The sequence below is a fragment of the Nocardia otitidiscaviarum NBRC 14405 genome, assembly GCF_000308635.1.
GTDB classification, from domain to species: Bacteria; Actinomycetota; Actinomycetes; order Mycobacteriales; family Mycobacteriaceae; genus Nocardia; species Nocardia otitidiscaviarum.
In genome coordinates this window covers 1-24127 of record NZ_BAGD01000088.1, presented here as the reverse complement: position 1 = coordinate 24127, position 24127 = coordinate 1, and the positions used below count along the sequence as shown (strand labels likewise).

Sequence of the window (24127 nt, the reverse complement as noted above, 5' to 3'; positions counted from 1 at the left end):
GCCTCGAACTCTATCGACAGCTGTCGATGAAAGCAACCATTGATGTACATCGATATAGTGGAGGCATGACGTCGCTGGATATGCCGGTCGTACGGTCCGAATACCGCGTGGACCCCCTGCCGGTCGCCGACGCGACCACCTACGCGAGCTGGTTCGCCTGCCTGGCCGATCCGACGCGGGTGCGCCTGCTGCACCAGGTCGCCAGCCGACCGGCCGGGATGACGGTGGGGGAGATCGCCGACGCCCTCGGCATCGGCCAGCCCACCGTCTCCCACCACGTCCGCAAACTCGCCGATGTGGGCTTCGTGCTGGTGCACAAGGAACGCACCAGCACCGTGGTCACCGTCAACCCCGCCTGCTGCACCGGTCTGCCGCACGCCGCCGACGCCGTCATGGGTGTGCTGCCGCCGCAACCGTGCTGCCCCCAGGACATCCCCGACGATGTCACCGTCCGCGCCATGACCGATGCCGACTGGGACGCCGTGCTCCGCATCTACGGTGAGGGAATCGCCACGCGCAACGCCACGTTCGAAACCGAGGTGCCGGACCGCGCTGATCTCGATGCCGCCTGGCTGCCCGGGCATCGCTGGGTCGCCGAGATCGACGGCGCGGTCGTGGGCTGGGCGGCGCTGGCCCCCGTCTCCCGCCGTGACTGCTACCGCGGCGTCGCCGAGACCTCGGTCTACGTGGCCGCGGGCATGCGGGGCCGCGGTGTCGGCAAGGCGCTGCTGCGCACCCAGGTGTGCACCGCCGACGAGGCGGGCCTGTGGACGCTACAGAACTCGATCTTCCCCGAGAACCGCGCGAGTATCGCCCTGCATCACGCGGCCGGCTTCCGCACCATCGGCGTCCGCGAGCGCATCGCCCGCCTCGACGGCGAATGGCGCGACACCGTCCTGCTCGAACGCCGCGGTCCGGCCGCCTGATCATCGCCGCACCGACCGGATCACCGGCGATATCGGTCTACGGTGCCCCGTTGCCGGCTCGCACGGCCCGGTCGAGCCGAGCGGTCAGCCGCGTTCGGGTCGCGGGCCAGTCCTCGGCGATGATCGAGAACAGCACGCTGTCACGAACGGTGCCGTCGGCGCGACGGAAGTTGCGGCGCAGCACCCCCTCGTAGCGAGCGCCGAGACGCGCGATGGCCTGTTGTGAACGATGGTTGCGCACATCGGTTTTCAGCTGTACCCGCCCCACGCGCAACCGGTCGAACGCGAATTCGAGGAGCAGCAGCTTGGTTTCGGGATTGACGCTCGTCGCCCATACCGTCGGGTCGTACAGCGTGAACCCGATCTCCAGCGCCGCATCACGCGCGGACACCGCGAGATAGGCGGTGACCCCCACCACCGTGTCGGCGTCCACGTCGCCGATGCGCCGCCGAGTCCGCACGGTCCACAGCTGCCAATCCGGCTGCCGGCCGGTGACTTCCAAGTGCTCGCGAAATCGCAGCGGATCCGACGGCCGCCACGGCACGTGCGCCCACACCCGGTCGTGGTCGAGCGCCGCGAACAGCGCCGCCGCGTCCGCGGCCGGGTCGAGCGGTGTCAGCCGCACCGTCGCACCGACCAACTCCGTCGTCGCGGGCACCGGCCAGATCATCTCCGGCCACCGCTCGTCGGCCGGACGGGGATCCGGAACGGGTGTGAACCGGTGCGGTTCGTCGATGCTCTCGCTCACGGCAGCACACTAGTGGGGTCGTGCCGCCGCGAGGAATCGAATTCTTGTGGAGCGGCCGGATCAATCGTGCTCGTGGGCGATCGGGCGGTCCGGGCATCGACGGCATTCGAAGATGTAGACGCCTCCGGAGCGGCCGATGTGAACGCCGACCGGTTCGAGTCGATCGGTCGGGTAGTACGAGTCCGCTTGGATCGCGGGTGCCGTCCGCTCCTCCAGCGGCAGCCAGGTGCGCCAGCTCTCGCCGTCGTATTCCGAACTCGGCACGGTGAGCAAATGCTCCATGCGCTGCCCGCAGGACGCGCAGTCGGGCCACACCGGATCGGTGGACCAGCCCGGATACCCGCCGAGCTTGATGCCCGGGGCGGTGGACAGGTGGTACTGATACTGCCAGCCGGTGTCCGCTGTGAGCTGCTCGAACCGGGGTCGCAGCGCACCCCGGAGGCGAGGGTGCAATTGTAGATCCCAGCTGGGGTACTCGGCGACCTGCTCCGGATGCACCAGACACGGTGACGGGATGTATTCCGGCTCGGCGGCCGCGGGCAGCGCCGGGGCCGCCCGCATCGTTCCAGCCGTCGCCGAGTCTCGCCAGAACACCTGTGGGCGTGGACATTCGAGCTCTTCGTGATCGAGCGGGCACCACAGCACCTGGAGGAGGTCACGCCCCTCCGGAAACGGGAGCCCGGGCGCGTCCCGCCGCCACACCTGCACGATCGGCACCATGGGAACCTCGTCCTCGACCGGTGTGGCCGATGCGATTCCGAAATGCGGCTCCTCGCAGACCGGCCACGGTTCACCTTCCGGCCATCGCAGCGGCCCGCCGACCGAACTGTCCGCGGCCGTCGGCCGACCGGGCCTGGGATGCAATCGCACCGTATCCAGGCGCAGCGCGGCCAGTTCCGGAAAAGTCTCCTCGATATCCACCGGCCGGGCCGGTGTGCGAAAGCTCATTCAACATCCCCCGATGTGACGCAACGGATCAACCGCTGTCCGAGCATAGGCCACCCGACAGTGGACTGTCGGGCCGGTCGAACACCGCGCCCAGCACGCTGGCGTGAAGGATTCCCGCACGCCCAAGGTGAGTGGCGGTATCCGAAGGATTGCCCGGCGGCAGCTGTAATCCGGCCCGTCCGTGGCGGTGTCGTACACTCGGCGGCGTGAGTCTCCGATCCGGTTCGCGTCGACGGGTGGCTTCGCAGCGCCGTCCCGCGCTGGTCGGAGTCGTGGTGGCGGCTGTTCTCGGCCTGGTTGTCAGCCTGGTCGCGGCATGTGCGTCCGCTGATCGGTCTCCGACTGCCCAGTGGGTTCCGGAGGTGGCGGCGGTGTCCGCCGGAGCGGCGGCGGAGGTGACCGGAGCGGCGGCCGTCGCGGTGAGCGCGGACAAGGCACCGGGTTGCCGGAAGATGCCTGAACAGCCCCCGACGCCGCTGCGGGATGCCGCGTCGCATCGGGAGGACATCCGGATACCGCTCGCGATCCGGGACACGCCGGACCCGGCCGTGGCCGGACGTTCACCGTCCGTGCGGCCGGTGCCGATCGAGACGACGGGCCCGCCGATATCACCACTGGATCTGACTACCGTCCTGCGGATTTAGACGACCCCGTGCAGCACCGACTCGCCGTCGGCGGGTGGGCTGTATTCGGCATGTCCTCGAGTCGTAGGTCGCGCGTCCACGCCGGACGTGCGTAGTCAGGAGTCTCCCATGTCCAATCGTTCCCAGCGCCGTGCCCGGAACACTCCGGCCACACGGTCGTCCGCTCGACCGGCCATCGCGAAGATCGGGGCGGGTCTCGCGGTGTTCGCCGCGGTGGCCTTGCTCGTGATCGCGATCTCGCAGATCGCCCACAAACGCACCGAGGAATCCGCACGGGCGGATTCGGCGACCACGTCCACGGCGGACGACGAGATCATTCGGCAGCTGGCCGCCCTGGCGCGTCGAGACGCCGCCGACCCCATGGCGCGCGGTGCGGTGGACGCACCGGTGGTGATGATCGAATACTCCGATTTCCAATGCCCGTACTGCAAACAGTTCGCCCAGTACACCGAACCGGAACTGGTGCGGCGGTATCTCGACAGCGGGCAGTTGCGCATCGAGTGGCGGAGTATGGCGTTCTTCGGGCCGGAATCCGAGGTGGCGGCGCGGGCCGCCTGGGCGGCGGGGCGGCAGGGCCGCTTCTGGGAGATGCACGATCTGCTGTTCGCCCATTCGCCGGAGAAGAAGAACACCGGTGCGTACACCGATGACACCGTGACCGAGTGGGCGATGCGCGCCGGGGTCGCCGATATCGCCAAGTTCCGGGCGGACCTGAATTCCGATGCGGCGCGCGACGCCGTGGACGTCGATATGAGCGAGGCGATCGGGATCGGAGTCGGCTCCACGCCGGCCTTCCTGATCAATGGGCGGCCGATCCTGGGCGCGCGGCCGGTCGAGCAGATGATCGCGGTGATCGAAGCCGGGCTACGCGACCGGGAGGGCGTCAAGTGAGCTCCGGAATCGGTTATGCCGCAGCGTTTCTCGGTGGGGTACTGGCGCTGCTGAGCCCGTGCAGCGCACTGCTGCTGCCGAGCTTTTTCGCGTACTCCTTCGGTGCCACCGGGAAATTGATGTCCCGCACCGGCATCTTCTACCTCGGCCTGTGCACCACCCTGGTACCGCTCGGTGCGGCCGGATCACTACTCGGGGGCGTGCTGACCCGGCATCGCGAACTCGTGATCGCCATCGGCGGCTGGACCATCATCGCGCTCGGAGTGGTGCAGATGCTCGGTCGCGGTTTCGCGTTCGGTTTCGCCCAACGCGGAATGGCCAAGCACGGCGGATCCGAGAAGTCCGGCGCGGTCTATCTGCTCGGCATGGTCTACGGACTGTCCGGATTCTGCGTCGGCCCGATTCTCGGCTCGATTCTCACGGTGGCGGCCCTGAGTTCCTCCCCGGTGCACGGTGGCACCCTGCTCGCCGTCTACGCGCTGGGCATGGCCCTGCCGCTGTTCGTCCTGGCCCTGCTCTGGGATCGCTTCGACCTCGGCCACCGCCGCTGGCTGCGCGGTCGCCCGATCACGATCGGGCGTCTCCACCTGCACACCACATCGCTGCTCTCGGGCGTGTTCTTCATCGCCGTCGGCGCACTGTTCCTACTCTCCGACGGCGGCTCGATCATCGCTGGAAACGCCGACGCCAGTGTCGATCTCGAAGACCGGGTGCTGCGTCTCACCGCCGCCCTGTCCGACACCACGGTGCTGCTTCTGCTCGGCGCGGTCGCGCTGCTGCTGGTGGCGTGGCGATTGCTCCGTTCTCCTCGACGCGAGAGGGACAGCGTCGAGGTGTGACCGTGTCGGATGGCCGCATCCGTTGCCTTTATATTCCACATTGGCTATATTGCCGGTATGGCATATACGTTCGAGGTGGTGGCCGAGCCGCGGCGTCGGGAGATACTCGACCTGCTGCGGGATCGCGACCGGCTGGTGGGGGAGCTGGTGGCGGAGTTGCGGCTGGCGCAGCCGACGGTCTCCAAACATCTGAAGGTGCTGCATCGGGCGGGGCTGGTCGAGGTGCGGCGGGATGCGCAGCGTCGGTGGTATCGGCTGCGACCGCAGCCGCTCGCCGAGATCGACCTGTGGCTGGCCCCCTACCGCTCGCTGTGGGAGACCAGTCTGAATGCCCTGGAGCACCACCTCGACACCATGCCCGACGGCACCGCGCCCGATGACGAGGAGGAATGACATGGACGACCGGGTCGAGCTGAATGCCGTTCGCGGCGAACCGATCCTGCGGCTCGAGCGCCGTCTGGCACATCCACCGGAGAAGGTGTGGAAGGCGATCACCGACCCGAAGGAGTTGGCCGCCTGGTTCCCGGCGTCGGTGGACTACACCGAGTTGCGGCCCGGTGTGCCGATGCGGTTCACCTTCCCGGGCGAGGCCGTGGTGGACGGCACCTGGGCGGGTGAAGTCCTCGAGGTCGACCGGCCCAAGGTATTCATGTTCCGCTGGAGCCACGACGTGCTGCGCTTCGAACTGATGCCCGACGGGGCCGGGTGTCGGCTGGTCTTCACTCAAACCATCGGTGGCGGCGGAATCGGTCGCCTGGGCGCGGCCCGCTCCGCGGTCGGCTGGGAAGACTGCCTGACCGAACTCGTTGCCGCACTCGACGGCGTGGCGGCGAGTCCGAACGGTGAATTCCTGCCCCGGGTCGAGCGGTACATCGCCGAATTCGACTTGGACACCGGCGTTCTCGCCGAAGCGGGCGATGACCGCGACATCCGGTTCGTCCGCGATCTGGTCTGGAAGCCCGCCGACGAGGTGTGGTCGGTGCTCGTCGAGGACGCCGCCGCGGCCGTCGGCGGGCAGCCGCCGGTGCGTGCGTACAACGAGCACATCCCGATCGGAACCGTCACCGCCGTCGAGCCGCCGCGAATACTCGAGTACAGCTGGCTCCACGACGGTGTGCCGGTCGGCCGAGTTCGCTGGACCGTCGTCACGGACCCGGAGTTCGGCACCCGCGTCGAACTGAGCCAGAACCTGCCACGCCACCTGATCGCGCTGGCTCCCGAATTCCTCGCCGCCTGGCACGTCCACCTCGACCTGTTCTTCGCCGCGGTCCACGGCGAGGTGCGCTGCGGCTGGCCCGCCGATCGCGTCGCGGTCCTCACCGAGCGGTACGCGTCGATCGTGGCGTGAATGTGGCCGGTTCTGGCGAGCCGTAGGACTGAGCGAAGCTGGGCGATGAAAAGTGAGCGCTTGTGTACAGGCGGTGCCGTCTCGAACTGGTCGAAAGTCCGATTCTGTGGACAAGGCGGCTGGTCGTTCGCCAGGTGCGCCGATACCGGGGCCGCGGCGCGAAAGGGGAGTAGAAGGTGAGCGCTTCTTCACTTTAGGCTTCGATCATCGGCCGAAAGGACCGCAGCACCTGGGCGGAAAGGAGTCGACGATGACATCCAACGAGGCACTCCCGGCGGGACTCACCCTCTCGGGCAAACCCATGTCCTCCCCACTGCAGGACGTGCGCGCCGTATCGAGGCGACTGGTCGGGCACTTCGTCGACAACGTGATCCCCTGCGGCACCCTGCCCGGCGACATCATCGCCGGGGATGTCACCACGATCACCAGGTTCTGCCTACGGCTGTCGGTCAGCATGCTGGACGGGCAGGACATCCCCGCGAAGACCGACCGGCTGGCCGCCGCGGCGGCGGGCTGGGCGCGCGAAGGCGTGCCGATCGACACGATCCTGCACGCCATCCACGAGGGATTCAAGGTCGGAATGGATCTGGTGCTGTCGAATGCGACGGCCAACGACTACGACAATCTCGTGGGCGGTGCGAAATTGGTGGTGGAGATGCTGGACACCATGAACGCCACGGTCGCCCGTGCCTACGTGCGCGAACATCGGGCGGCCGTCAGCGAACATCACACCGCCGTGCACACCCTGACCTCGGCCCTGCTGGCGGGCTGCCCGACCTCGACCATGGCCCGGGAGTGCGGGATCGCCATCGCGGACGCGTATTTCGTACTGGCGCTGGATATTCCGATGCATCCGGACGAACGGCACCCGATGCTCGACGGCAAGGTCGTCGCCCGGCGCAAACTCCGGCGGCTACAGACCGAACTCGGCGCCCGCTGCGGTGAGGACGCACTCGCGCTGCTCAGCGTGGACGGCGGCACGATCCTGCTGCCGACGGCGGGCCGCCGCGACGAGCATCTCGACGAACTGCTCGAGCATCTCTCGGCCGCCGCGCGGGTGTCGGTGACCGCCGCCGTGGTCACCGCCGCCGTCGACGATGTGCCTGGTGCGGCCGATCGCGCCCACGAGGTGCTCGACATGGTGCAGCGGCTCCATTGCGTTCCGGGCCTGTACCGATTCACCGATATGGCACTGGAATATCAGCTGACGCGGCCGGGGCCGGGCCGCGAGGCCCTCGGCTCACTGCTGGATCCGCTCGATTCGCATCCCGAACTGCTCGACACCCTGCTGAGCCATATCGCCAACAATCTCAATCGCCAGCGCACCGCCCGCGAGTTGCACATACACACGAATACCGTGGACTATCGACTGCGCCGCATCGGGCAGCTGACCGGATTGGATCCGACGGTGACTTCCGGTCTGTGGCAGTTACGTTCGGCGATCATCGCCCGCTCTTTCACGGAGTGAATTCGATAGTCGTGTGACGGGCCGCAGGGGGCGGAAAGCGCACCTCCGCACTCGCATAGCCGAAGAGCCTGCGGCCCTGCGATATCGCATTGAGCGAGACGGTGGCGGTGCGGCGGACGCGGTCGCAGGCGACGACCCGCCCGCTGAACTCGATATCGACCGCGTCGGCCCGCGGCACCGCCAGATAGTGGACCTGGTTGGCGAATTCGGCGCGGTAGGTGGTCACGGCGGCGGGGTCGCCGGTCCACGAGGTGAGGTACCCGGCGGTGAGCGCCAGCACGAGGATGCCGGGCGCGACGATCACCGGCTGCCCGGCGGAGGCGGCGCGCTCCGGCATGTCGAGATCCCCGACGGCGCGCGCGTAGGTGGCCAGATCGCGGCGGGTCAGCGTGGTGCCGGCGGTGGGGAGATCGGTGTCGACGGTCAGCCGGTCCAGATCGACGCGGGTCCGCGGTCGCCGGAGGCGTCGCGCGGGGGCGAGGGTGGGTTCCCGGTCGAATCCGGCTCGCGTACGCACCGACGAATGCGGACCCTCGGGCGGCGTGGTGCGGGCGAGCAGAGCGGTCGATCCGGTCTGAACCGGCATTCCGTGCTGGTCGGTGAGCACCCCGTTGATGGTGATCACGTCGAAGTCGTGGAACTGCCGGAACGACTCGAAATAGATGTCGCAGGTGAGTACGTCACCCGCGAGCAGGGGACGGCCGATCTCCAGTGTTTGATCCACGTGCACGATCCGGTCGAGCCGATAACCGGTGATCAGCGTCCGCAGGATCTCACGTCGGGCCTGCTGCCAGATCAGCGCCGCGAAGGACGGCGGCGCCACCACAGCGTCGAAACCCAACCGCGCCGCCGCGGCCTCTCGCCAGTGCGCCGGGTGATACGCCTGAACGGCCCGGGCGAACTCCCGAATCCGAGTGCGCTCCACCCGGAACGGTTCCGCGCAGCGATAGTGATGCCCGACCAGCGCCCTGGCCTGCCCGGCCGCACTGGCCACTGTGTTCGACATGTTGTCTCCCTTTCGAATCGGGCACGGCTACGGCAGCGGGCCGTAGTGCAGTAGAACGGGTAAGTCGCGCATGGTGACTCCAGAATCACGCGGTGGCCGTGCGGAACTACGGTCGGTCTGTCGATGATTCGGCCGGATGTCACGGCGATGGGTAATTCGACGCCATTCCTGGAGATCTCACCGAGCGACCGAAATCGGATTGGTGAGGTTTGTCAGAGTTCGTTCCGGTCGCGTCGAAGGGATTCTTCTCCGGCCTAGCGTGAACGCGGTTTCGGCGCCCGGCATTTCGTCGCCGGTCGCGGAACCGGAATCACCAGCGGGCTACAGGAAGGCGCGAAATGAGACGAAGTACCCGCCGCAGGACGGTCATGGCGGCGGTCATGACCGGAGTCTCGATACTGGCCATCGGATTCGCCGGACCGACCGTGCACGCCGAACCGGAATCCGTCCCGACCGAACAGCAGTTGGCCGACATCATCGGTGCGGGGCTGAAAGATCCGGCGGCACGGCCGATCGTCGACTCGGGTAGTGCGGGCTCCGGGTCGGCGTGCACCTCGGGCAGCGGCGCGGGGTCGGGCAACGGCTCCGGCGACTGCTACGGCGGTTCCGGATCGAGCTCCGGCTCGGCGGGCGGATACGCCTCCGATACCGTGGGGCACGGCCCGGCCATGACCTCCTGGGTCGCGGCCTTCGGCCACGGCCTGCTCAATCCGGATGTCGCGCCGCCGGGCGCGAACGACTGGAACTGCAAGCCCACCGCCGAGCATCCGCGGCCGGTGCTGCTGGTGCACGGCACCTGGATGAACGCCTACAACGGATTCGCGTACATGGGCCAGCCCATCAAGGACGCCGGATTCTGCACCTTCACCTTGAATTACGGGCGCTCGAACCTCGTCGAGGGCGGCGGACTCGGATCGGTGCTGCCCGGCGTCATGGGCACCGGCTACATCCAGGACTCGGCAAAGCAGTTGGCGGCCTTCGTCGATCGGGTGCTGGCGGCCACCGGCGCCGAGCAGGTCGACATCGTGGCGCACTCCCAGGGCGGCTCGATGGCGAACTGGTACACCAAGTTCGAGGGCGGCGCGGCGAAGGTCCACGACCTGATCACCTACGGCGCGACACATCACGGCACCTCGCTGGTCGGGATCGGCGCGCTCGGACGCGCCATCAACAACCTCGGGATCGATGTGCTCGGCCTCGTCGAGATCTTCGTGGGGCACGCCGGAATCCAGCAGACCATCGGCTCGGACTTCGTGAATCGGCTGAACGCCGACGGCGATACCGTTCCCGGCATCGAGTACACCATCGTGGCCACCCGCTACGACGAGATCACCAATCCGTACGATCTGACCTTCCTGCGGCCGGGACCCGGTGCGCGGGTGGACAACATCCTGCTGCAGGACGGCTGCGAACAGGACCTGTCGGATCACCTCACCATGATGTACTCGCCGCGGTCGCTGTCCATCGCGCTGCGGGCGCTCGACCCGGTGCGGTTCCCGGAGCTGGTGTGCGACTTCAACCCCTGGCTGGTCGGCGGCGGCGGATCGCTCTGACGGCCGGCTCCAACAGGCCCACCGGGAGCTGACCCCGCCCGGTGGGCACGCCCCAACGCGGTGTCGTCAGTTGGCCGCAGCGACGCCGTCGACCACGGGAGTCGTTGTGGCCGAGTTGGTTCGAGCGTCGCGCTGCTCGGACTCCATCCACGCGCTGATCATGCGCGCGGTCGAGGCGATGGCCTCGCGGCGGGCCTCCCCGTCGACATCCAGCGCCGAGGCCCGCAGTACGCCCGCGAACCCGGTGTTGATCAGTACGAAGGTCATGACGTCGTACCGGTGATCGTCACCCGGCCCGAGCAGTTGGATCAGCAGCACCTTGACCAGCAGGCGCAGCCGCGGTTCGAATTCGGGGAGACCGCTGCTGTAGAACTGCACTCCGGCCACCAGGGCGCGCACCAGTTTCGCATTGGCCACCAGCTCCTCGGTGAACACCTCCAGCAGTTCGGTGATCAAATCCGGCAGCGCGTCGACGAATGTCGAGTTGACCTGTTCGCGCGATATCTCGGAAACCCACTGGGTGAAGCGACGTTCCGAGCTCTCCAACAGCCGCCCCAGCAACTCGTCCACGATCACGGAGCGATCGGAGAAATACCGGTACAGGGTGCCGATGCTCACGCCCGCCTCGGCGGCGATCCGATTCGTGGAGGTATCGGCGATTCCGCGTTCACCGAACAGGCGTGCGGCGGTGTCGAGAATGTGTTCCCTGGTCGCCTTCGCGCGCTCCTGGGTCGGACGACGGCGCTGTCTGACGGCTTTCGTCATCCTCGCGATCTCCTGTCGTGCGGTGAAAGTCGAGCTTTGCTCATCTTAGGGTGTTCCAGATCACTGCGGTGCGGTATGTTGATGCGCCACACGTGGCACAGGGAGGTGCGCGCAATGGGCGGTCGAGTGCCTTCGGGGCGGCTGGAGCGGGGAACTCGACTGGGTCGACTGGCCGCGGGGCAGGCGATGCGCGGCATCGGCACCAGGCTGTCCATGATCGGCCGTCCCGACGAGGCGCGACGAATCCTCGCGGAGCGCTCCACATTACAGGCCGCGCAGCAACTGGTCGCCGTGCTCGGCACCATGAAGGGCGCGGCCATGAAATTGGGGCAGATGCTGTCGGTGCTCGATCTGGATCTCGTCCCGGAATCTCATCGGGAACTGTTCCGGCACAAACTCGCCGAACTCCAGGACCGGGCGCCGGTAGTCGAGTTCGCGCAGATGCGCGCGGTCGTCGAGGACGGACTCGGACCGCTGTCGCGGGTATTCGCCGACTTCGACGAGGAGCCGATCGCCGCGGCCTCGATCGGCCAGGTGTATCGGGCGCGGCTGCGTGACGGCCGCACGGTCGCGGTGAAGGTGAAGTATCCCGATGTGGATCGGGCGGTGGCCGCCGATATGCGAAATCTCGGCATGATCAGCGGGCTGCTGCACGCCGTACTACCCAGTGCGGGTGACGCTTCGGTACTGGACGAGATCAGCCGGAATATCGGCGGGGAACTCGACTATCTGGGGGAGGCGCGCAACCAGCATCGCGTCGCGTCGCGATATCGCGACCACCCGCTCATCATCGTTCCGGACAGCATCGCCGAATACTGCACCCACAACGTGCTCGTCACCGAATTCCTCGACGGAAAGCCCTTCGAGCACATTCGCTCCCTGCCCGCCCGCGACCGGGACCGTATCGGGGAGCTGATCTACCGCTTCTACATCACGTCGCTGTTCTCCGACTACGAGTTCTGCGGTGATCCGCATCCGGGCAATATTCTGCTGCATTCGGACGGTCGGCTCGGATTCGTCGACTTCGGTCTCTACAACCACATGAATCCGGTCGACGTGGAATTCGAGCGCACCGGAATGCGCGCCGCGGCCGAACAGCGCGCCGAGGATCTGTACCGGCACTGGGTCGACCGCGGCATCATCGCCCCGGATGCGGGAGTCAGCGCGCGAGAATGCCTCGACTACGTGTGGGCCGCCGCCGGATGGCATCTGCTCGACGAGGACATCACCATCACCCCGGAGTGCGCCACCGGTGCGGTGGTGTGCGCCATCGACCCCCGAATGTCCGAGTTCCGAGGCATGCGACAGCAATCGCTGCCACGCGAACACGTGTTCTCCCGCCGCACGGATCTGTGGACCTGTGCCGTGCTCGGACGGCTGGAGGCGACCAACAATTGGCATCGGCTCGCCCGCGAATGGCTCTACCACGAGCCGCCGCAGACCGAGATCGGACGGACCATCGCGCGCTGGCACCGCGACCGGACGCGACGGGCCGCCCGTTAACGCTCGGCGAGCGCGCGGCGACGGAACTCCCGCATCAACACCGGAGTGGCGTGGCCGTCCAGATAGGACTCGCCCGCGGCCACGGCCTTCACCGAGTCGGCGAGCGCCAGACCGGTGAGATCCTTGACGATATAACCGGCCGCACCCGCACCGACGGCGTCGAGCATGGCGCCCGCGCTGACATCGGAGGTCAGAATGAGGAAGCGAGTGGCGGCGTCGGCCGGGACACTCCGGCACAACTCCAGCCCGTCCCCGTCCGGCAGCTGCGGTTCGAGGATCACGACATCGGGTCGCAGCTCGGCGATGAGCAGCCGACCCTTGGCCAGGGTGGCGGCCTCACCCGCCACCGATACCGCGGGATCGAGGTCGAGCAGGTCGCGCACCGCACGTCGGACCGCGCGCTCCTTGTCGACCAGGAGCACGCGGACCCGTCTCGCGGATGCGGGGCGGGAGCGGCCGGAGCCACGGTGCGAGGTGGTGCTCATGCCTCGACGATCCTCCTGCCGCCCCCGCGGCAACCGGTGAGAAAGCAACCTGCCGCGAGGACTTTCGGCACCGAAATGTCGGGCACGTGATGCCGGCGACTCCGGACGTGCCCGCGCCGCCGCTACGGGTAGCGGGGTACGGCACCCGGAGCCCAGAACGGCGCGTACCCGTAGTCGCCGTACACCCGCTCGTAGTAGGCGTAGGCGTCCACCATGGGCGGGTCATAGGGCGTACTGCTCGCCACGGCCTCCCGCGTGCGATCGATATGTACCGTGTCGTCCTCGATGCGGGCGATGGCTTCCGCCGGGATCAGGCGTTCGGTCTTGCCGATCCCGAGGACACCTCCCGAGCCGACACGCAGCAGGCGCACCTGCCGCTCGCTCTCGTCGATGATCAGCCCGTCGACATCGCCGATCTCGTGACCGCGGCGGTCGAAGACCGTGCGCCCGCGAATATCGTCCCCGGCATTGCGGAGTTGCAGCGGGCTGTCGTCCAGATCGATGAGGGTGGGCATGCGCTGTTCGGTCATCCGTCGCTCCTTCCTGCCGTCAGCGCCGAGATGCCCGATGTCGGCGACGTCAAACCGAGTGGCCCGCGACGGCGTCAGATCGCCGGTTCCCGTTCCGGCTCGGTCACCGTGTGCGCCTGCGCGCCCCAACCCACGTGTGCCTCCGCGCGGATGCGGTCGACCATATGCGGATAGTGCAGTTCGAATGCCGGGCGCTCGGAGCGGATGCGCGGCAGTTCGTGGAAGTTGTGCCGCGGCGGCGGGCAGGTGGTCGCCCATTCCAGGGAATTGCCGTTGCCCCAGGGATCGTCGACGGCGACCACCTCGCCGTAGCGGTAGGACTTGAAGACATTCCACAGGAACGGCAGCATCGACGCGCCCAGCAGGAAGGCGCCGACGGTCGATATCTGATTGAGCAGGGTGAAGCCGTCACCCGGCAGATAGTCGGCATAGCGGCGCGGCATCCCGGCGTTGCCCAGCCAGTGCTGCGCCAGGAAGGTCAGGTGGAAGCCGAGAAACGTGGTCCAGAAATGCCAGGTGGCCAGGCGCTCGTCCAACATGCGGCCGGTCATCTTCGGGAACCAGAAATAGATGCCCGCGAAGGTGGCGAAAACGACGGTGCCGAACAGGGTGTAGTGGAAGTGCGCCACCACGAAATACGTGTCGGACAGGTGGAAGTCCATGGGCGGGCTGGCCAGGATGACGCCGGACAGACCACCGAAGAGGAAGGTGACCAGGAATCCCAGTGAGAACAGCATGGGTGATTCGAAGGTCAGCTGCCCTCGCCACATGGTGCCTATCCAGTTGAAGAACTTCACGCCGGTGGGCACCGCGATGAGGAAGGTCATGAACGAGAAGTACGGCAGCAGTACGGCTCCCGTGGCATACATGTGATGCGCCCACACCGCGATCGAGAGGGCGGCGATGGCCAGGGTCGCGTACACCATGCCGGTGTAGCCGAACAGCGGCTTGCGGCTGAATACGGGCAGGATCTCGGAGACGATGCCGAAGAACGGCAGCGCGATGACATACACCTCGGGGTGGCCGAAGAACCAGAACAGGTGCTGGAACAGCATCACCCCGCCCGAGGCCGGATCGTAGATGTGCCCGCCCAGGTGCCGGTCGTAGTACAGCGCCAGCGCCGCCGCGGTCAGCAGCGGAAAGACCAGCAGGATCAGGAAACTCGCCACCACCACATTCCAGGTGAAGATCGGCAGCCGGAACATGGTCATACCGGGGCAGCGCAGGCAGACCACCGTGGTGAGCATATTGACCGCGCCCAGAATGGTGCCCAGACCCGAAACGCCGACACCCAGAATCCACAGATCCGCGCCGACGCCGGGGGAGTGCACGATATCGGCCAGCGGCACATAGGCCGTCCACCCGAAATCCGCCGCGCCGCCCGGGGTGACGAATCCGGCGGTGGCCATGGTCGCGCCGAACAGGTACAGCCAGTAGCTCAGCGCGTTCAACCGGGGGAACGCCACATCCGGTGCGCCGATCTGCAAGGGCAGCAGGATATTCGCGAAACCGAAGATGATCGCCGTCGCGTAGAACAGCAACATGATGGTGCCGTGCATGGTGAACAGCTGATTGAACTGCTCGGGCGACAGGAACTGCATACCCGGCTCGGCCAGTTCACCGCGCATGAGCAAGGCCATCAGGCCCGCGACGAGGAAGAACGACATCGATGTCACCAGATACATCTGCCCGAGCACTTTCGGGTCGGTGGTGGTGACCATGCGGTGGATGAAGGACCCGCGCGGTGCGCGGCGCGGTGGGTAGGGACGCGTAACCTCCAGCGGTAGGCTGGATTTCGGTGATACTGCGGTCACCAAACTTCTCCTCACTGGACCGGTGGAGACACCTGTTCCCCACCGGAATTCCGTGCGAACGCGATCGAACATGCGCACGGTACGCAGCGGAGGCGGGCCCGGATAATCCCCCGAGCACGGTTCGGTGACCTTCGACCGGCGACTGATGACCTTGGACCCTCCGGCTCGGGGACCTACGCACCGGGACCGGGCCGACACCGTATCGACGCCGGTCGCGAATTCAGGACAGGGTCAAGACCTCCGACAGCGGGCGGCGCGGTGTGACCGCGATCGCCTCGGCGTCCGCGGGGGCCGTGCCGACCCGGATCACGATCTGCGGTGTGCCGTGGTGGGAGATGAGATCCGCCAACAGTTCTCGCCCCGCGGGCAACTCGGTGACATCGGTCAGCGCACAGGTCGCCAGCCCGGCAGCGGTGCAGTGCAGCAGCATCGTCGACAGCGTCTCACCGACCCGCAGCCACTGCCGCACCGTGGTGCCCTTGGTGCTCAACACCAGCAGCCGCGATCGGTCCACCAGCCCGGTGCGGCGCGCGGACCGCGGCGCGGCAGGGAACTGCCTGCCCACCCCGACCCGTGCGAACTCCGCCTCGGACGCCAGCGCCGCCCGCGGCACGCCGTCTCGGGTGCCGTAATTACCTGTCCACCAATACAATTCGGTCTCGTAGAGAACGTCTCGATGGCGCAGCTCGCCGAGTCGTCGCGACGCCGCCGCGAGCCGTGGCCGAACCGAGTCGTCGAGGACGTCGATTCCGACCCGCCGTGCGGCGGCCAATGCCCGCAGTCCACCCAGGACGTCGTCCCAGCCCTCGGGCTCACGCAGCGGCAGCCGATCGGTGTGACGCCGGGGGATCGCGTGTGCGCGCCGACGCAGCGCCGTCGGCGGATCGGGCCACGGCCGGAACTCGAGCACCGCCAGCCGGTCCGCCCGTCGCGGATCCGGAACCCGCGCGATATCGGTGTGCCACCCGAACTCGGCGAAGGCGGTGCGCGCGTGGTCCAGCGCGGCACCGCAGCTGATGACCAGCTGGCGGCCGAGCGGATCGGTGGTCGGCAGCAGCCGATCCGCGTCGGCGGTCAGGACGAGCCGGTCGCCGTCGAAACGCCACAGCCATGGCTGGGTGTTGTGCACCGATGGTGCGCGCATCGCGAGTTCCAACGCCGCCACGATCGTCTCGTGGTCCGGAACCGTGGGTACGAGTACGTCCGCGTCGACTCTCATCTATCGAGGATCGCCGTCGACGGCCGGCGGGACTACAGCCCTTGCTCCCGTGCCGATGGGCCTTTGGTCACCGGCGGGCGGGTAGCCCGCCGGGCTGGCGCGTCGAATCCTCCTGCGGCACCCCGCTCGTGGTCCCGTCGAAGGTGAGAATGCCGTCGTCGATCGGTTCGTCGCGCAGTACGGCGCGATCGGCGAAGTAGTCGTCGAGCACACGCCACGGGGCGCGGGTGCCCTGCCGGGGCATCACCGCGTCAGCGCGTCGGATGTAGCCAGAGGTGAGAACGTCGCCCAGCACGGATGTCTCGGCCCGGTCACCCTCGGCGGCCCGCGCCACCACCGTGGTGTGGCCGTGTGCGCGCAGGTATCGGAGGAGGCGGCAGAGGTACTCGGCGGCAAGATCGGCCTTCAATGTCCAGGACGCGTTCGTGTAGCCGAGCACCACCATCGCATTGGGCACGCCGTCGATCATCGTGCCCTTGTGGAGCAGCCGGTCGTGCATCCGCACGGTTTGGCCGTCCACGACGAGCTGTGCGCCGCCGAACAACTGAATGGCCAGGCCGGTGGCGCTGACGACGATATCCGCGGGCAGTTCCCGCCCGGACGCGAGCCGGATCCCCGTGTCGGTGAAGGTGTCGATGCGGTCGGTGACGACCGATGCCCGACCGCTGCGCAGCGCCGCGAACAGGTCCCCGTCCGGAACCACGCACAGGCGCTGATCCCACGGCTGATAGTCGGGGGTGAAATCGCGCATATCGGCGTCCGGGCCGAGCTGTCGCCGTACCGCGGCGAGCAGCAGGGCGCGGACGAGACCGGGATGGTTGCGTGACAGCCGGTAGACCGCGCGCTGCAACAGGATATTGCGCGCCCGCCCGGCCCGATAGGCAAGCGCCGCAGGGAGTTTCGCCCACCGCAGGGCTACCGCGACCGGATCCTCGGCGGGCAGCGTCGCGATATAGGTGGGGGAGCGCTGCAGCATCGTGATGTGCGCGGTATCGGCGGCCATGGCGGGAATCAGGGTGATGGCGGTAGCGCCGCTGCCGATCACCACGACACGCTTGTCCCGGTAGTCGAGGTCCTCGGGCCAATGCTGGGGGTGCACGATGGGACCTCGAAAATCCTTCTCGCCAGGGAATTCCGGCCGATATCCGTGGTCGTAGTCGTAGTAGCCGGTGCAGCCGACGAGGAAGTCGGCGGTGTAGGTCTCGGTCGCGCCGGTCGCCTCGTCGACCGCCGTCACCGTCCAGCGCCGGTCGGTGCCGGACCAGGCGGCGGTGGTCACCCGGCGGCCGAAGCGGATGTGCGGGACGACGCCGTACTCGACGGCGGTGTCCTCGATGTAGCGGCGGATCTCCGGGCCCTCGGCGAGCACCTTCGTGCCGGTCCAGGGGCGGAATTCGTAGCCGTAGGTGCACACGTCCGAGTCGGAGCGGATGCCGGGGTAGCGGAACAGATCCCAGGTGCCGCCGATGGCGGTGCGGCGTTCCAGGACGAGGTAGCTGTGCCCGGTGCGTTCGCGGGTGAGATGGCAGGCCACTCCGATTCCGGACAAGCCCGCGCCGATGATCAGTACGTCGACGTGCCGTGTCATTGACATCTCATTTCGTCGGTGGTGCCGGGGCCTTTCGGTCCCGGATGGCCCCGTGGACGTTATATGTAACCTGAAGTTACGGATAGTGACCTATGGCCCTATTTCCGGTGCCCTGCCCGGTGGACGCTGTGATCATGAACCCTGTCACCACCACCGATGCCGACCCCGTCGTCGCCGAGGCGCGGGAGTACGCGCGCACCCTGCTACTGCTGTCCGAGGGCTCGGTGCACAAGCACTTCGATCCGTTCGTCGACATCGATTGGGAGAACCCGGATTTCGATGCCGATGCCGATCCGCGACGCTGGATCCTGCCGGAATCGGCCGATCCGCTCGGCCGCCATCCCTGGTATCGGTCGCTGCCCGAGGCCGAGCAGATCGCCATCGGGAAGTACCGGCAGGCCAATATCGCCAAGGTCGGGTTGCAGTTCGAATCCATCCTGATCAGCGGCATGCAGCAGTACGTATTCGGGCTGCCCAACGGCTCGCCGGAATTTCGCTACTGCTCGCACGAGATGATCGAGGAGCACAACCACACCCTGATGTTCCAGGAGATGGTCAACCGCATCGGTGTCGACGTGCCCGGTATGGGTCCGCTGGTGCGGCAGCTGCGACACCTGGGCGTACCGGTCGCCATCGCCTTCCCGAGCCTGTTCTTCATGGCGGTGCTGGCCGGTGAGGAGCCCATCGACCACATCCAGAAGGCGGTGCTGCGTTCGGGCGAAGAGGTGCACCCGATCATGCGCGGCGTCATGGCCATCCACATCGCCGAGGAGGCGCGGCACATCTCCTTCGCCCACGAGTTCCTGAAACATCATGTACCGCAGCGGAATCCGGTGAGCCGCATGGCGCTGTCCATTGCCATGCCGATCGTGATGTTCATCCTGGGGCGTTCCATCGCCACACCGCCCAAGGCGTTCTTCACCGAATTCGGCATTCCCGACCGGGTGCGCGAGGAACTGTTCTACGGTTCGAAGGAGGCTCGGCAGGTCTTCGCCGACTATTTCGTCGACGTACGCGCGCTGGCAACCGAACTCGGCCTGATGAATCCCGTCGCCGCGCGCGTCTGGAAGCTGCTGGGCATCGACGGCCCGGTCAGCCGGTACCGCTCCGAGCCGATCCGCGCGACACCGGGCGAGCGGTGAGCCACCGTCCCCGCCGCCCGCTAGGCTGAGCACGGATCTCGATCAGGAGGGCGCATGAATCCGAAAGCAGTCGCGCGACGGATGGTCGGCGGGGTCAACGGCGCGGTGGTCGCACTGCTGCGCATGCCGGTGATCGGGTCGGTCATGGCTCGCGGTTTCGCCGAGATCACCTATGTGGGCCGCCGCTCGGGCAAGACCTTCAGCACCCCGGTCAACTACTGGCGCTCGGGTGACGTTCTGAAGATCGGCGTGGCCATGCCGGACAAGAAATCCTGGTGGCGCAACTTCCAGGGCGAGGGCGGCCCCATCACCATGCGCCTGGCCGGGGAGGATCGCGGCGGGCACGCCATCGCGCGCCGCGACGAACGCGGCCGGGTGACGGTCGAGGTCCGGCTCGACTAGCGTGCCCGTAGGTCACGCCCGCCGGCGTTCCCGGGGTGCGAGGGCCGCCAACAATGCGATGAGCAGGCCGCCGCCGAACAGGTACAGACCCCAGGTGCCGGAGAGCAGGTCGCGGGCGCTGTCGCGCAATTGATCGTCGAACCGCTCGTTCAACCGCCAGGTCAGTGTCGCGAGACCGGCCAACCCGGCGAGGATGCCGAGCCAGGCGAGCCCGCGCGACCCGGTCAGCGCGGCCACCAGCACCGCGGCGGCCGAACCGAGCAACACGATGGCGAGTGAGGACCACAGCGTCGCGTTCTGCTCGGCGAGCTGGTCGAGCGTGACACCCGGCGCGAAGCCCTCGCGCAGATCCTCGAATCGCACGTCACGCGCCTGAACCGACCCGATGAGGGGCCCGACCGCCCCGACGCCCATCGCGATGGCGACCACGAACAACAGCAGGTGGACCGAAGTGCGCATAACTCCACGGTATGCCCGAAAAGGTGTTTTCGGGGGCATTGCGGCGGCGGGCACGTCATCCCGTCCGCATCGGCGCGGGACCCGGGACCTCACCGGCAGCGACGATCGGACCTGCCCGCCCCCGCACACCGCCGACACGGGTCGGGCTGTGTAGGGCGGGCAGCGCAACCGACAGGGTCAGGACAGGCGTACCAGCATCTTGCCGGTGTTGGCGCCGCGCATCATGGCGAGGAAGGCGTCTACGGCGTTGTCGATGCCGTCGACCACGGTCTCCTCGGTGGCCAGGGTGCCCTCGGCGAGCCAGGTGGCGGCCTGGGGGATGAAGTCCGGGGCCAGGTGCAGGTGGTCGCTGACGTTCATGCCGCGCAGGGTGATCCGCTTGCCGATGGCGAGGGGGAGGTGTTTGGGGCCGGGGCGCAGTTCGGTGTCGTTGTAGACCGAGATCGCGCCGCAGAGGGCGATGCGGCCGTAGCGGTTCATGGTGACCAGGGCTGCGTCGAGATGGTCGCCGCCGGCATTGTCGAAGTAGACGTCGATGCCGTCGGGAGCGGCCTTGCGCAACTGTTCGACGAGATCGCCGGCGCGGTAGTCGATTCCGACGTCGTAGCCGAACTCCTCGGTGAGGCGGCGCACCTTCTCCGGTCCGCCCGCCGAGCCGATCACCCTGCTGGCACCCAGCTGTCGAGCCAGCTGACCGGCGACGGAGCCGACCGCACCCGCCGCACCCGAGATGAAGACCACATCACCCTCGCGTACCGGGGCGACCTCCTTCAACCCACCCCACGCGGTGAGCCCGGTGGTACCCAATACCCCCAGATATGCTTGTGCCGGAGCGAGTTTCGGGTCGACAACCTGAGCCTGCGCGGCGTCGAGCAGTGCGTACTCCCGCCAGCCCTGGAAGTGCGACACGGTCGCGCCGACCGGGACGTCCTCCGACTCCGAGGCCACCACGGTGCCGACCGCCGAACCGGTCATCGCCTCACCCAGCTCGAACTGCGGGATGTAGGACTCGCCCTCGTTCATCCGGCCACGCATATAGGGGTCCACGGAGACGAAGTCGTTGCGCACCACGATCTGGCCCGGACCCGGATCGGGCACGGTGGTGGTGACGAGGGAGAAGTCGGCGGGTACCGGCTCGCCGACGGGACGGGCGACGAGATGCCATTCACGGCTGGAAAAAGACATGACAAAGCTCCAAAAGTGTTGGGGTGAGAGTGTTCAGGGTGTTCAGGTGGCGAGCAGTCCGGCGAGCAGTGCGGTGACACCGGTGTCGAACAGTCGCCGCGCCTGCTGCGGCATCTGCTCGAGTCCGACCACGAGCGCGATACTCAGATCGGCGGCCGCCTCGGGGGACACCGAGGATGCGGTCCCCGCCTCGGCGAACAGACGCACCAGCAGGGCACGCAGTTCGGCGGTGTAATCGACACAGATGTCGCCGAACAGCCGCGCCTTCTCGTCGATCAGTTCGGTCGCGTGCGGGGAATCCTCGATCAACCGCAGCACCAGGTCGAGTTTGGCCGCGAGCACCCCGCGAATGCGTTGTGCGGCAGCCGCATCCGATTCCGCCGCCACTTGCGCCCGCGTCAGGGCCCGCGCGTGCAGCCGCTGTGCGAGCTGGCGCACGGCATCGTCCTTGCCGCGCACGTACTGGTAGACCGCCGACCGCGAGACGCCCATGGTGCGGGCGATGTCATCGACGGTGGTGCGCTTGACGCCGTAGCGCCCCAGGCACTCGTAGGTCGCGTCGAGGACCTCGTCGAGGCGGTCGGTGGGCATGATTCAGACCAACTTCCTCGATAGTTCCTCGGCGACACCGGCGGACGACGCCGGATTCTGTCCGGTGATCAGATTACGATCGACCACCACATTGGGTGCCCACGGGTCACCAGCGCGGAAGTCCGCGCCGATCTCGATCAGCCGATCCTGCAGCAGCCAGTGCGCCTGGTCGGCGAACCCGGCCTGCGTCTCTTCCGCATTGGTGAACCCGGTCAGGGCGTACCCCGCGAAAGCATTGGCACCCGTGGCCGTGGTGGCGGCCAGCAGTGCGGCGGGCGCGTGACAGACCACGGCCAACGGCATGCCGGATGTCAGGGCGGCGACGAGCAGCCGACCGGAGTCGGCGTTCACCGCGAGGTCCTCCATGGGCCCGTGCCCACCGGGATAGAACACCGCGTCGAACTCGGCCAACTCGACATCCGCGAGCCGGACCGGATGGTTCAACTCGGCACTGTCCCGAATTACCCCGGCCCGATGCTCCGCGACCTCCTGTCCACCGTTGGCGTCGGATGCGAGACTGCCCCGGTCGACCGGCGGCACCACACCGTCGGGCGTGGCGACCACGATCTCGTGACCGGCGGACTTCAGCGCCTCGAACGGGACCACGAACTCCTCGGCCCAGAACCCCGTCGGATGCTTGCTGCCATCCGCGAGCGTCCAGTGGTCCGACCCGGTCATCACGAAGAGAATCTTGGACATGACGTCCTTTCCACAATCTGACATTCTGTGCAGATTTCGTCAGTAACGACAGTTACGACACTAGACCCGCGCCGAGTATTCCCGCATGGTGACGCTTGCCACGGGATTGCTGGCAAACGAATGGCGAACTAGCATGGCGGATGGGTCGGGGTTGATCCCCTGGAGGCTGCCATGCTCAGGTCTCTCGTTCTCGCAGGTATAGCGGTCGCACTGATGCTCAGCCCAATAGCAGTACCCGCCGCCCATGCCGACACCGACTACGGCGGCGGTTGCGTCCTGTTCGCCAATGACCGTGCGGCCACCGTGGATTCGCTGCGCTTCCGCTGTAATCCGGAACAGCAGGACGCCATCTTCCGTGACGCCCCCCGTGGCGCCGTACCCATGGGAGTCAAGAACGGCTGGGTGGTCCGCCCGGTGGACATGCAGTGGTGGACCCCCGCCGTGTGGATCGGCAAGACCTTCTACACCGGCCCCGACGGCGGCTACCTCATGAACCGGATCACCGGCGCGGGCATCGAAGGCTGGCCCGCCAACGTCTACACCGCCCCGGCCATCCTGGACGGCCAGCCGACCTGGGCGCTCGACTACGCACCCTCGCCCACCCCTCAGGTCTACGACGAGATCCGCGAGGTAACCCCCGGCGTATGGTTCGGCTACTCCTGGTGGCGCGAGGGCGGCCAGAACTCACTGATGCTCACCTTCGCCCTGGCCTGAGATGAAACTCAATGCCATTGAACGAGTTGCCATGAACAACCCGGCGCGAGCCGCGCATCAGCACCATCGGGAAGCCGCGTGGTTCCGGCGGCTGGCCGCTGGTGACCTCGCGGGTCGCAGCGTGCTGGAGGTCGGCTGTGGGCGCGGCGTCGGTGTCGAAGTGCTTCAGGATCGCCTCGGGGCCGAGCGGGTGACCGCCTTCGACTTCGACCCCGCGATGGTCGACCTGGCTCGGGATCGACTGTCCGGGCGGGACAACGTCATTGTCTCCGAGTGTGATGTCTGTGAAATCCAGGAGCCTGCGGCGAGTTTCGATATCGTTGCCGACTTCGGAATCATCCATCACGTGCCCGAATGGCAACTGGGTGTCGCCGAGATCGCCTGGGTGCTGCAACCAGGCGGTACCGTTCTGTTCGAAGAGGTGCCGCGCCACATTCTCGATACCTGGATAATGCGGACATTCACCGTACATCCGCGCGAAAACCGCTTCGAAGCAGAAGAATTCGCTGCCGAACTCGCGCGCAATGGTCTGCACGGCAGAGGTCGAATCGAGCAGCACTTCGGTGGAATGCTGTTTGTGGGTGCTGCGACGAAGATGTGATGTAGCATCTGAAGATTTCGATATCACATGACTATTGCTGTTCTGCTGCAATGGAATTC

General features: G+C 67.3%; 26 protein-coding genes. 13 read left to right on the top strand and 13 right to left on the bottom strand.

The annotated features are described in order from the left end of the window. Window positions 1–65: 65 nt before the first annotated feature. Window positions 66–926: a helix-turn-helix domain-containing GNAT family N-acetyltransferase gene (locus ON31_RS19800; protein WP_039815712.1), complete on the top strand. Its 861-nt coding sequence runs from the start codon at window positions 66–68 to the stop codon at window positions 924–926. 37 nt (window positions 927–963) lie between these two features. On the opposite strand, the gene ON31_RS19795 is transcribed toward ON31_RS19800, so the two are convergent. Beyond that, entirely contained in the window at window positions 964–1674 is a 711-nt protein-coding gene (locus ON31_RS19795; protein ID WP_051037506.1) for a GNAT family N-acetyltransferase, read from the bottom strand. Between the two features lie 60 nt (window positions 1675–1734). Next, window positions 1735–2622, bottom strand: coding sequence for a hypothetical protein (locus tag ON31_RS19790; RefSeq protein WP_039815711.1), 888 nt, complete (start codon window positions 2620–2622; stop codon window positions 1735–1737). A 206-nt stretch (window positions 2623–2828) separates the two neighbouring features. Here ON31_RS19790 and ON31_RS36795 point away from each other — a divergent pair, with 206 nt between their 5' ends. From ON31_RS36795 to ON31_RS19765, 6 genes are all read left to right on the top strand, one after another. Further along, window positions 2829–3266, top strand: a complete 438-nt coding sequence (locus tag ON31_RS36795; protein WP_147287109.1) for a hypothetical protein — start codon at window positions 2829–2831, stop codon at window positions 3264–3266. Between the two features lie 108 nt (window positions 3267–3374). Next, complete coding sequence (locus ON31_RS19785) at window positions 3375–4157, top strand: DsbA family protein (RefSeq protein WP_039815710.1); 783 nt, start codon at window positions 3375–3377, stop codon at window positions 4155–4157. Continuing rightward, window positions 4154–4996 carry a cytochrome c biogenesis CcdA family protein gene (locus ON31_RS19780; RefSeq protein ID WP_039815709.1) on the top strand — a complete coding sequence of 281 codons (843 nt, stop codon included), beginning with the start codon at window positions 4154–4156 and terminating at the stop codon, window positions 4994–4996. The genes ON31_RS19785 and ON31_RS19780 overlap by 4 nt, the downstream gene beginning before the upstream one ends. Before the next feature lie 57 nt (window positions 4997–5053). Next, window positions 5054–5389 (top strand): ArsR/SmtB family transcription factor, encoded by a 336-nt coding sequence (locus ON31_RS19775; RefSeq protein WP_039815708.1) that lies wholly within the window; start codon window positions 5054–5056, stop codon window positions 5387–5389. Between the two features lies 1 nt (window position 5390). After that, complete coding sequence (locus tag ON31_RS19770) at window positions 5391–6344, top strand: SRPBCC family protein (protein ID WP_039815706.1); 954 nt, start codon at window positions 5391–5393, stop codon at window positions 6342–6344. 250 nt (window positions 6345–6594) lie between these two features. Continuing rightward, window positions 6595–7812: a PucR family transcriptional regulator gene (locus tag ON31_RS19765; protein WP_039815704.1), complete on the top strand. Its 1218-nt coding sequence runs from the start codon at window positions 6595–6597 to the stop codon at window positions 7810–7812. Here ON31_RS19765 and ON31_RS19760 read toward each other — a convergent pair. Further along, window positions 7802–8818, bottom strand: coding sequence for an FAS1-like dehydratase domain-containing protein (locus ON31_RS19760; protein ID WP_063821536.1), 1017 nt, complete (start codon window positions 8816–8818; stop codon window positions 7802–7804). The genes ON31_RS19765 and ON31_RS19760 overlap by 11 nt on opposite strands. 338 nt (window positions 8819–9156) lie before the next feature. Between ON31_RS19760 and ON31_RS19755 the strand changes: the two genes are divergently transcribed. Beyond that, window positions 9157–10371 (top strand): esterase/lipase family protein, encoded by a 1215-nt coding sequence (locus ON31_RS19755; protein WP_039815702.1) that lies wholly within the window; start codon window positions 9157–9159, stop codon window positions 10369–10371. 66 nt (window positions 10372–10437) lie between these two features. On the opposite strand, the gene ON31_RS19750 is transcribed toward ON31_RS19755, so the two are convergent. After that, entirely contained in the window at window positions 10438–11136 is a 699-nt protein-coding gene (locus tag ON31_RS19750) for a TetR/AcrR family transcriptional regulator (RefSeq protein ID WP_039815700.1), read from the bottom strand. Window positions 11137–11250: 114 nt separating this feature from the next. Between ON31_RS19750 and ON31_RS19745 the strand changes: the two genes are divergently transcribed. Beyond that, window positions 11251–12639 carry an ABC1 kinase family protein gene (locus tag ON31_RS19745; RefSeq protein WP_039815698.1) on the top strand — a complete coding sequence of 463 codons (1389 nt, stop codon included), beginning with the start codon at window positions 11251–11253 and terminating at the stop codon, window positions 12637–12639. Here ON31_RS19745 and ON31_RS19740 read toward each other — a convergent pair. The 5 genes from ON31_RS19740 to ON31_RS19720 all read right to left on the bottom strand — a co-directional run bounded on the left by ON31_RS19740 (window position 12636) and on the right by ON31_RS19720 (window position 18275). After that, a complete protein-coding gene (locus ON31_RS19740; protein ID WP_081592584.1) occupies window positions 12636–13124 on the bottom strand; it encodes a response regulator in 489 nt (162 codons plus the stop codon). The genes ON31_RS19745 and ON31_RS19740 overlap by 4 nt on opposite strands. A gap of 122 nt (window positions 13125–13246) precedes the next feature. Further along, on the bottom strand, window positions 13247–13654 hold the full coding sequence (locus ON31_RS19735; protein ID WP_039815696.1) for a PRC-barrel domain-containing protein: 408 nt from the start codon (window positions 13652–13654) through the stop codon (window positions 13247–13249). A gap of 74 nt (window positions 13655–13728) precedes the next feature. Further along, a complete protein-coding gene (ctaD, locus tag ON31_RS19730; protein ID WP_081592583.1) occupies window positions 13729–15468 on the bottom strand; it encodes an aa3-type cytochrome oxidase subunit I in 1740 nt (579 codons plus the stop codon). 220 nt (window positions 15469–15688) lie between these two features. Next, entirely contained in the window at window positions 15689–16687 is a 999-nt protein-coding gene (locus tag ON31_RS19725; RefSeq protein ID WP_051037502.1) for an Acg family FMN-binding oxidoreductase, read from the bottom strand. 67 nt (window positions 16688–16754) lie between these two features. Then, window positions 16755–18275 carry a flavin-containing monooxygenase gene (locus ON31_RS19720; protein ID WP_039815692.1) on the bottom strand — a complete coding sequence of 507 codons (1521 nt, stop codon included), beginning with the start codon at window positions 18273–18275 and terminating at the stop codon, window positions 16755–16757. Window positions 18276–18409: 134 nt separating this feature from the next. Between ON31_RS19720 and ON31_RS19715 the strand changes: the two genes are divergently transcribed. Both ON31_RS19715 and ON31_RS19710 read left to right on the top strand, forming a co-directional pair. Next, on the top strand, window positions 18410–19417 hold the full coding sequence (locus ON31_RS19715) for an AurF N-oxygenase family protein (RefSeq protein WP_039815751.1): 1008 nt from the start codon (window positions 18410–18412) through the stop codon (window positions 19415–19417). Between the two features lie 54 nt (window positions 19418–19471). Next, window positions 19472–19819 (top strand): hypothetical protein, encoded by a 348-nt coding sequence (locus ON31_RS19710; protein ID WP_051037501.1) that lies wholly within the window; start codon window positions 19472–19474, stop codon window positions 19817–19819. A 12-nt stretch (window positions 19820–19831) separates the two neighbouring features. Here the strand turns inward: ON31_RS19710 and ON31_RS19705 are convergent, their stop codons facing one another. From ON31_RS19705 to ON31_RS19690, 4 genes are all read right to left on the bottom strand, one after another. Continuing rightward, window positions 19832–20278 carry a hypothetical protein gene (locus ON31_RS19705; protein ID WP_039815689.1) on the bottom strand — a complete coding sequence of 149 codons (447 nt, stop codon included), beginning with the start codon at window positions 20276–20278 and terminating at the stop codon, window positions 19832–19834. A 177-nt stretch (window positions 20279–20455) separates the two neighbouring features. Next, window positions 20456–21463 (bottom strand): NADP-dependent oxidoreductase, encoded by a 1008-nt coding sequence (locus tag ON31_RS19700; protein WP_039815688.1) that lies wholly within the window; start codon window positions 21461–21463, stop codon window positions 20456–20458. A 42-nt stretch (window positions 21464–21505) separates the two neighbouring features. After that, window positions 21506–22054, bottom strand: coding sequence for a TetR/AcrR family transcriptional regulator (locus tag ON31_RS19695; RefSeq protein WP_039815686.1), 549 nt, complete (start codon window positions 22052–22054; stop codon window positions 21506–21508). Window positions 22055–22057: 3 nt separating this feature from the next. Continuing rightward, a complete protein-coding gene (locus tag ON31_RS19690; protein ID WP_039815684.1) occupies window positions 22058–22753 on the bottom strand; it encodes a type 1 glutamine amidotransferase domain-containing protein in 696 nt (231 codons plus the stop codon). A gap of 213 nt (window positions 22754–22966) precedes the next feature. Between ON31_RS19690 and ON31_RS19685 the strand changes: the two genes are divergently transcribed. Together ON31_RS19685 and ON31_RS19680 are read left to right on the top strand one after the other, a co-directional pair. Further along, complete coding sequence (locus ON31_RS19685) at window positions 22967–23467, top strand: hypothetical protein (RefSeq protein ID WP_228814318.1); 501 nt, start codon at window positions 22967–22969, stop codon at window positions 23465–23467. Window position 23468: 1 nt separating this feature from the next. Continuing rightward, a complete protein-coding gene (locus tag ON31_RS19680; RefSeq protein WP_039815681.1) occupies window positions 23469–24068 on the top strand; it encodes a class I SAM-dependent methyltransferase in 600 nt (199 codons plus the stop codon). The last annotated feature ends 59 nt before the right edge of the window (window positions 24069–24127 follow it).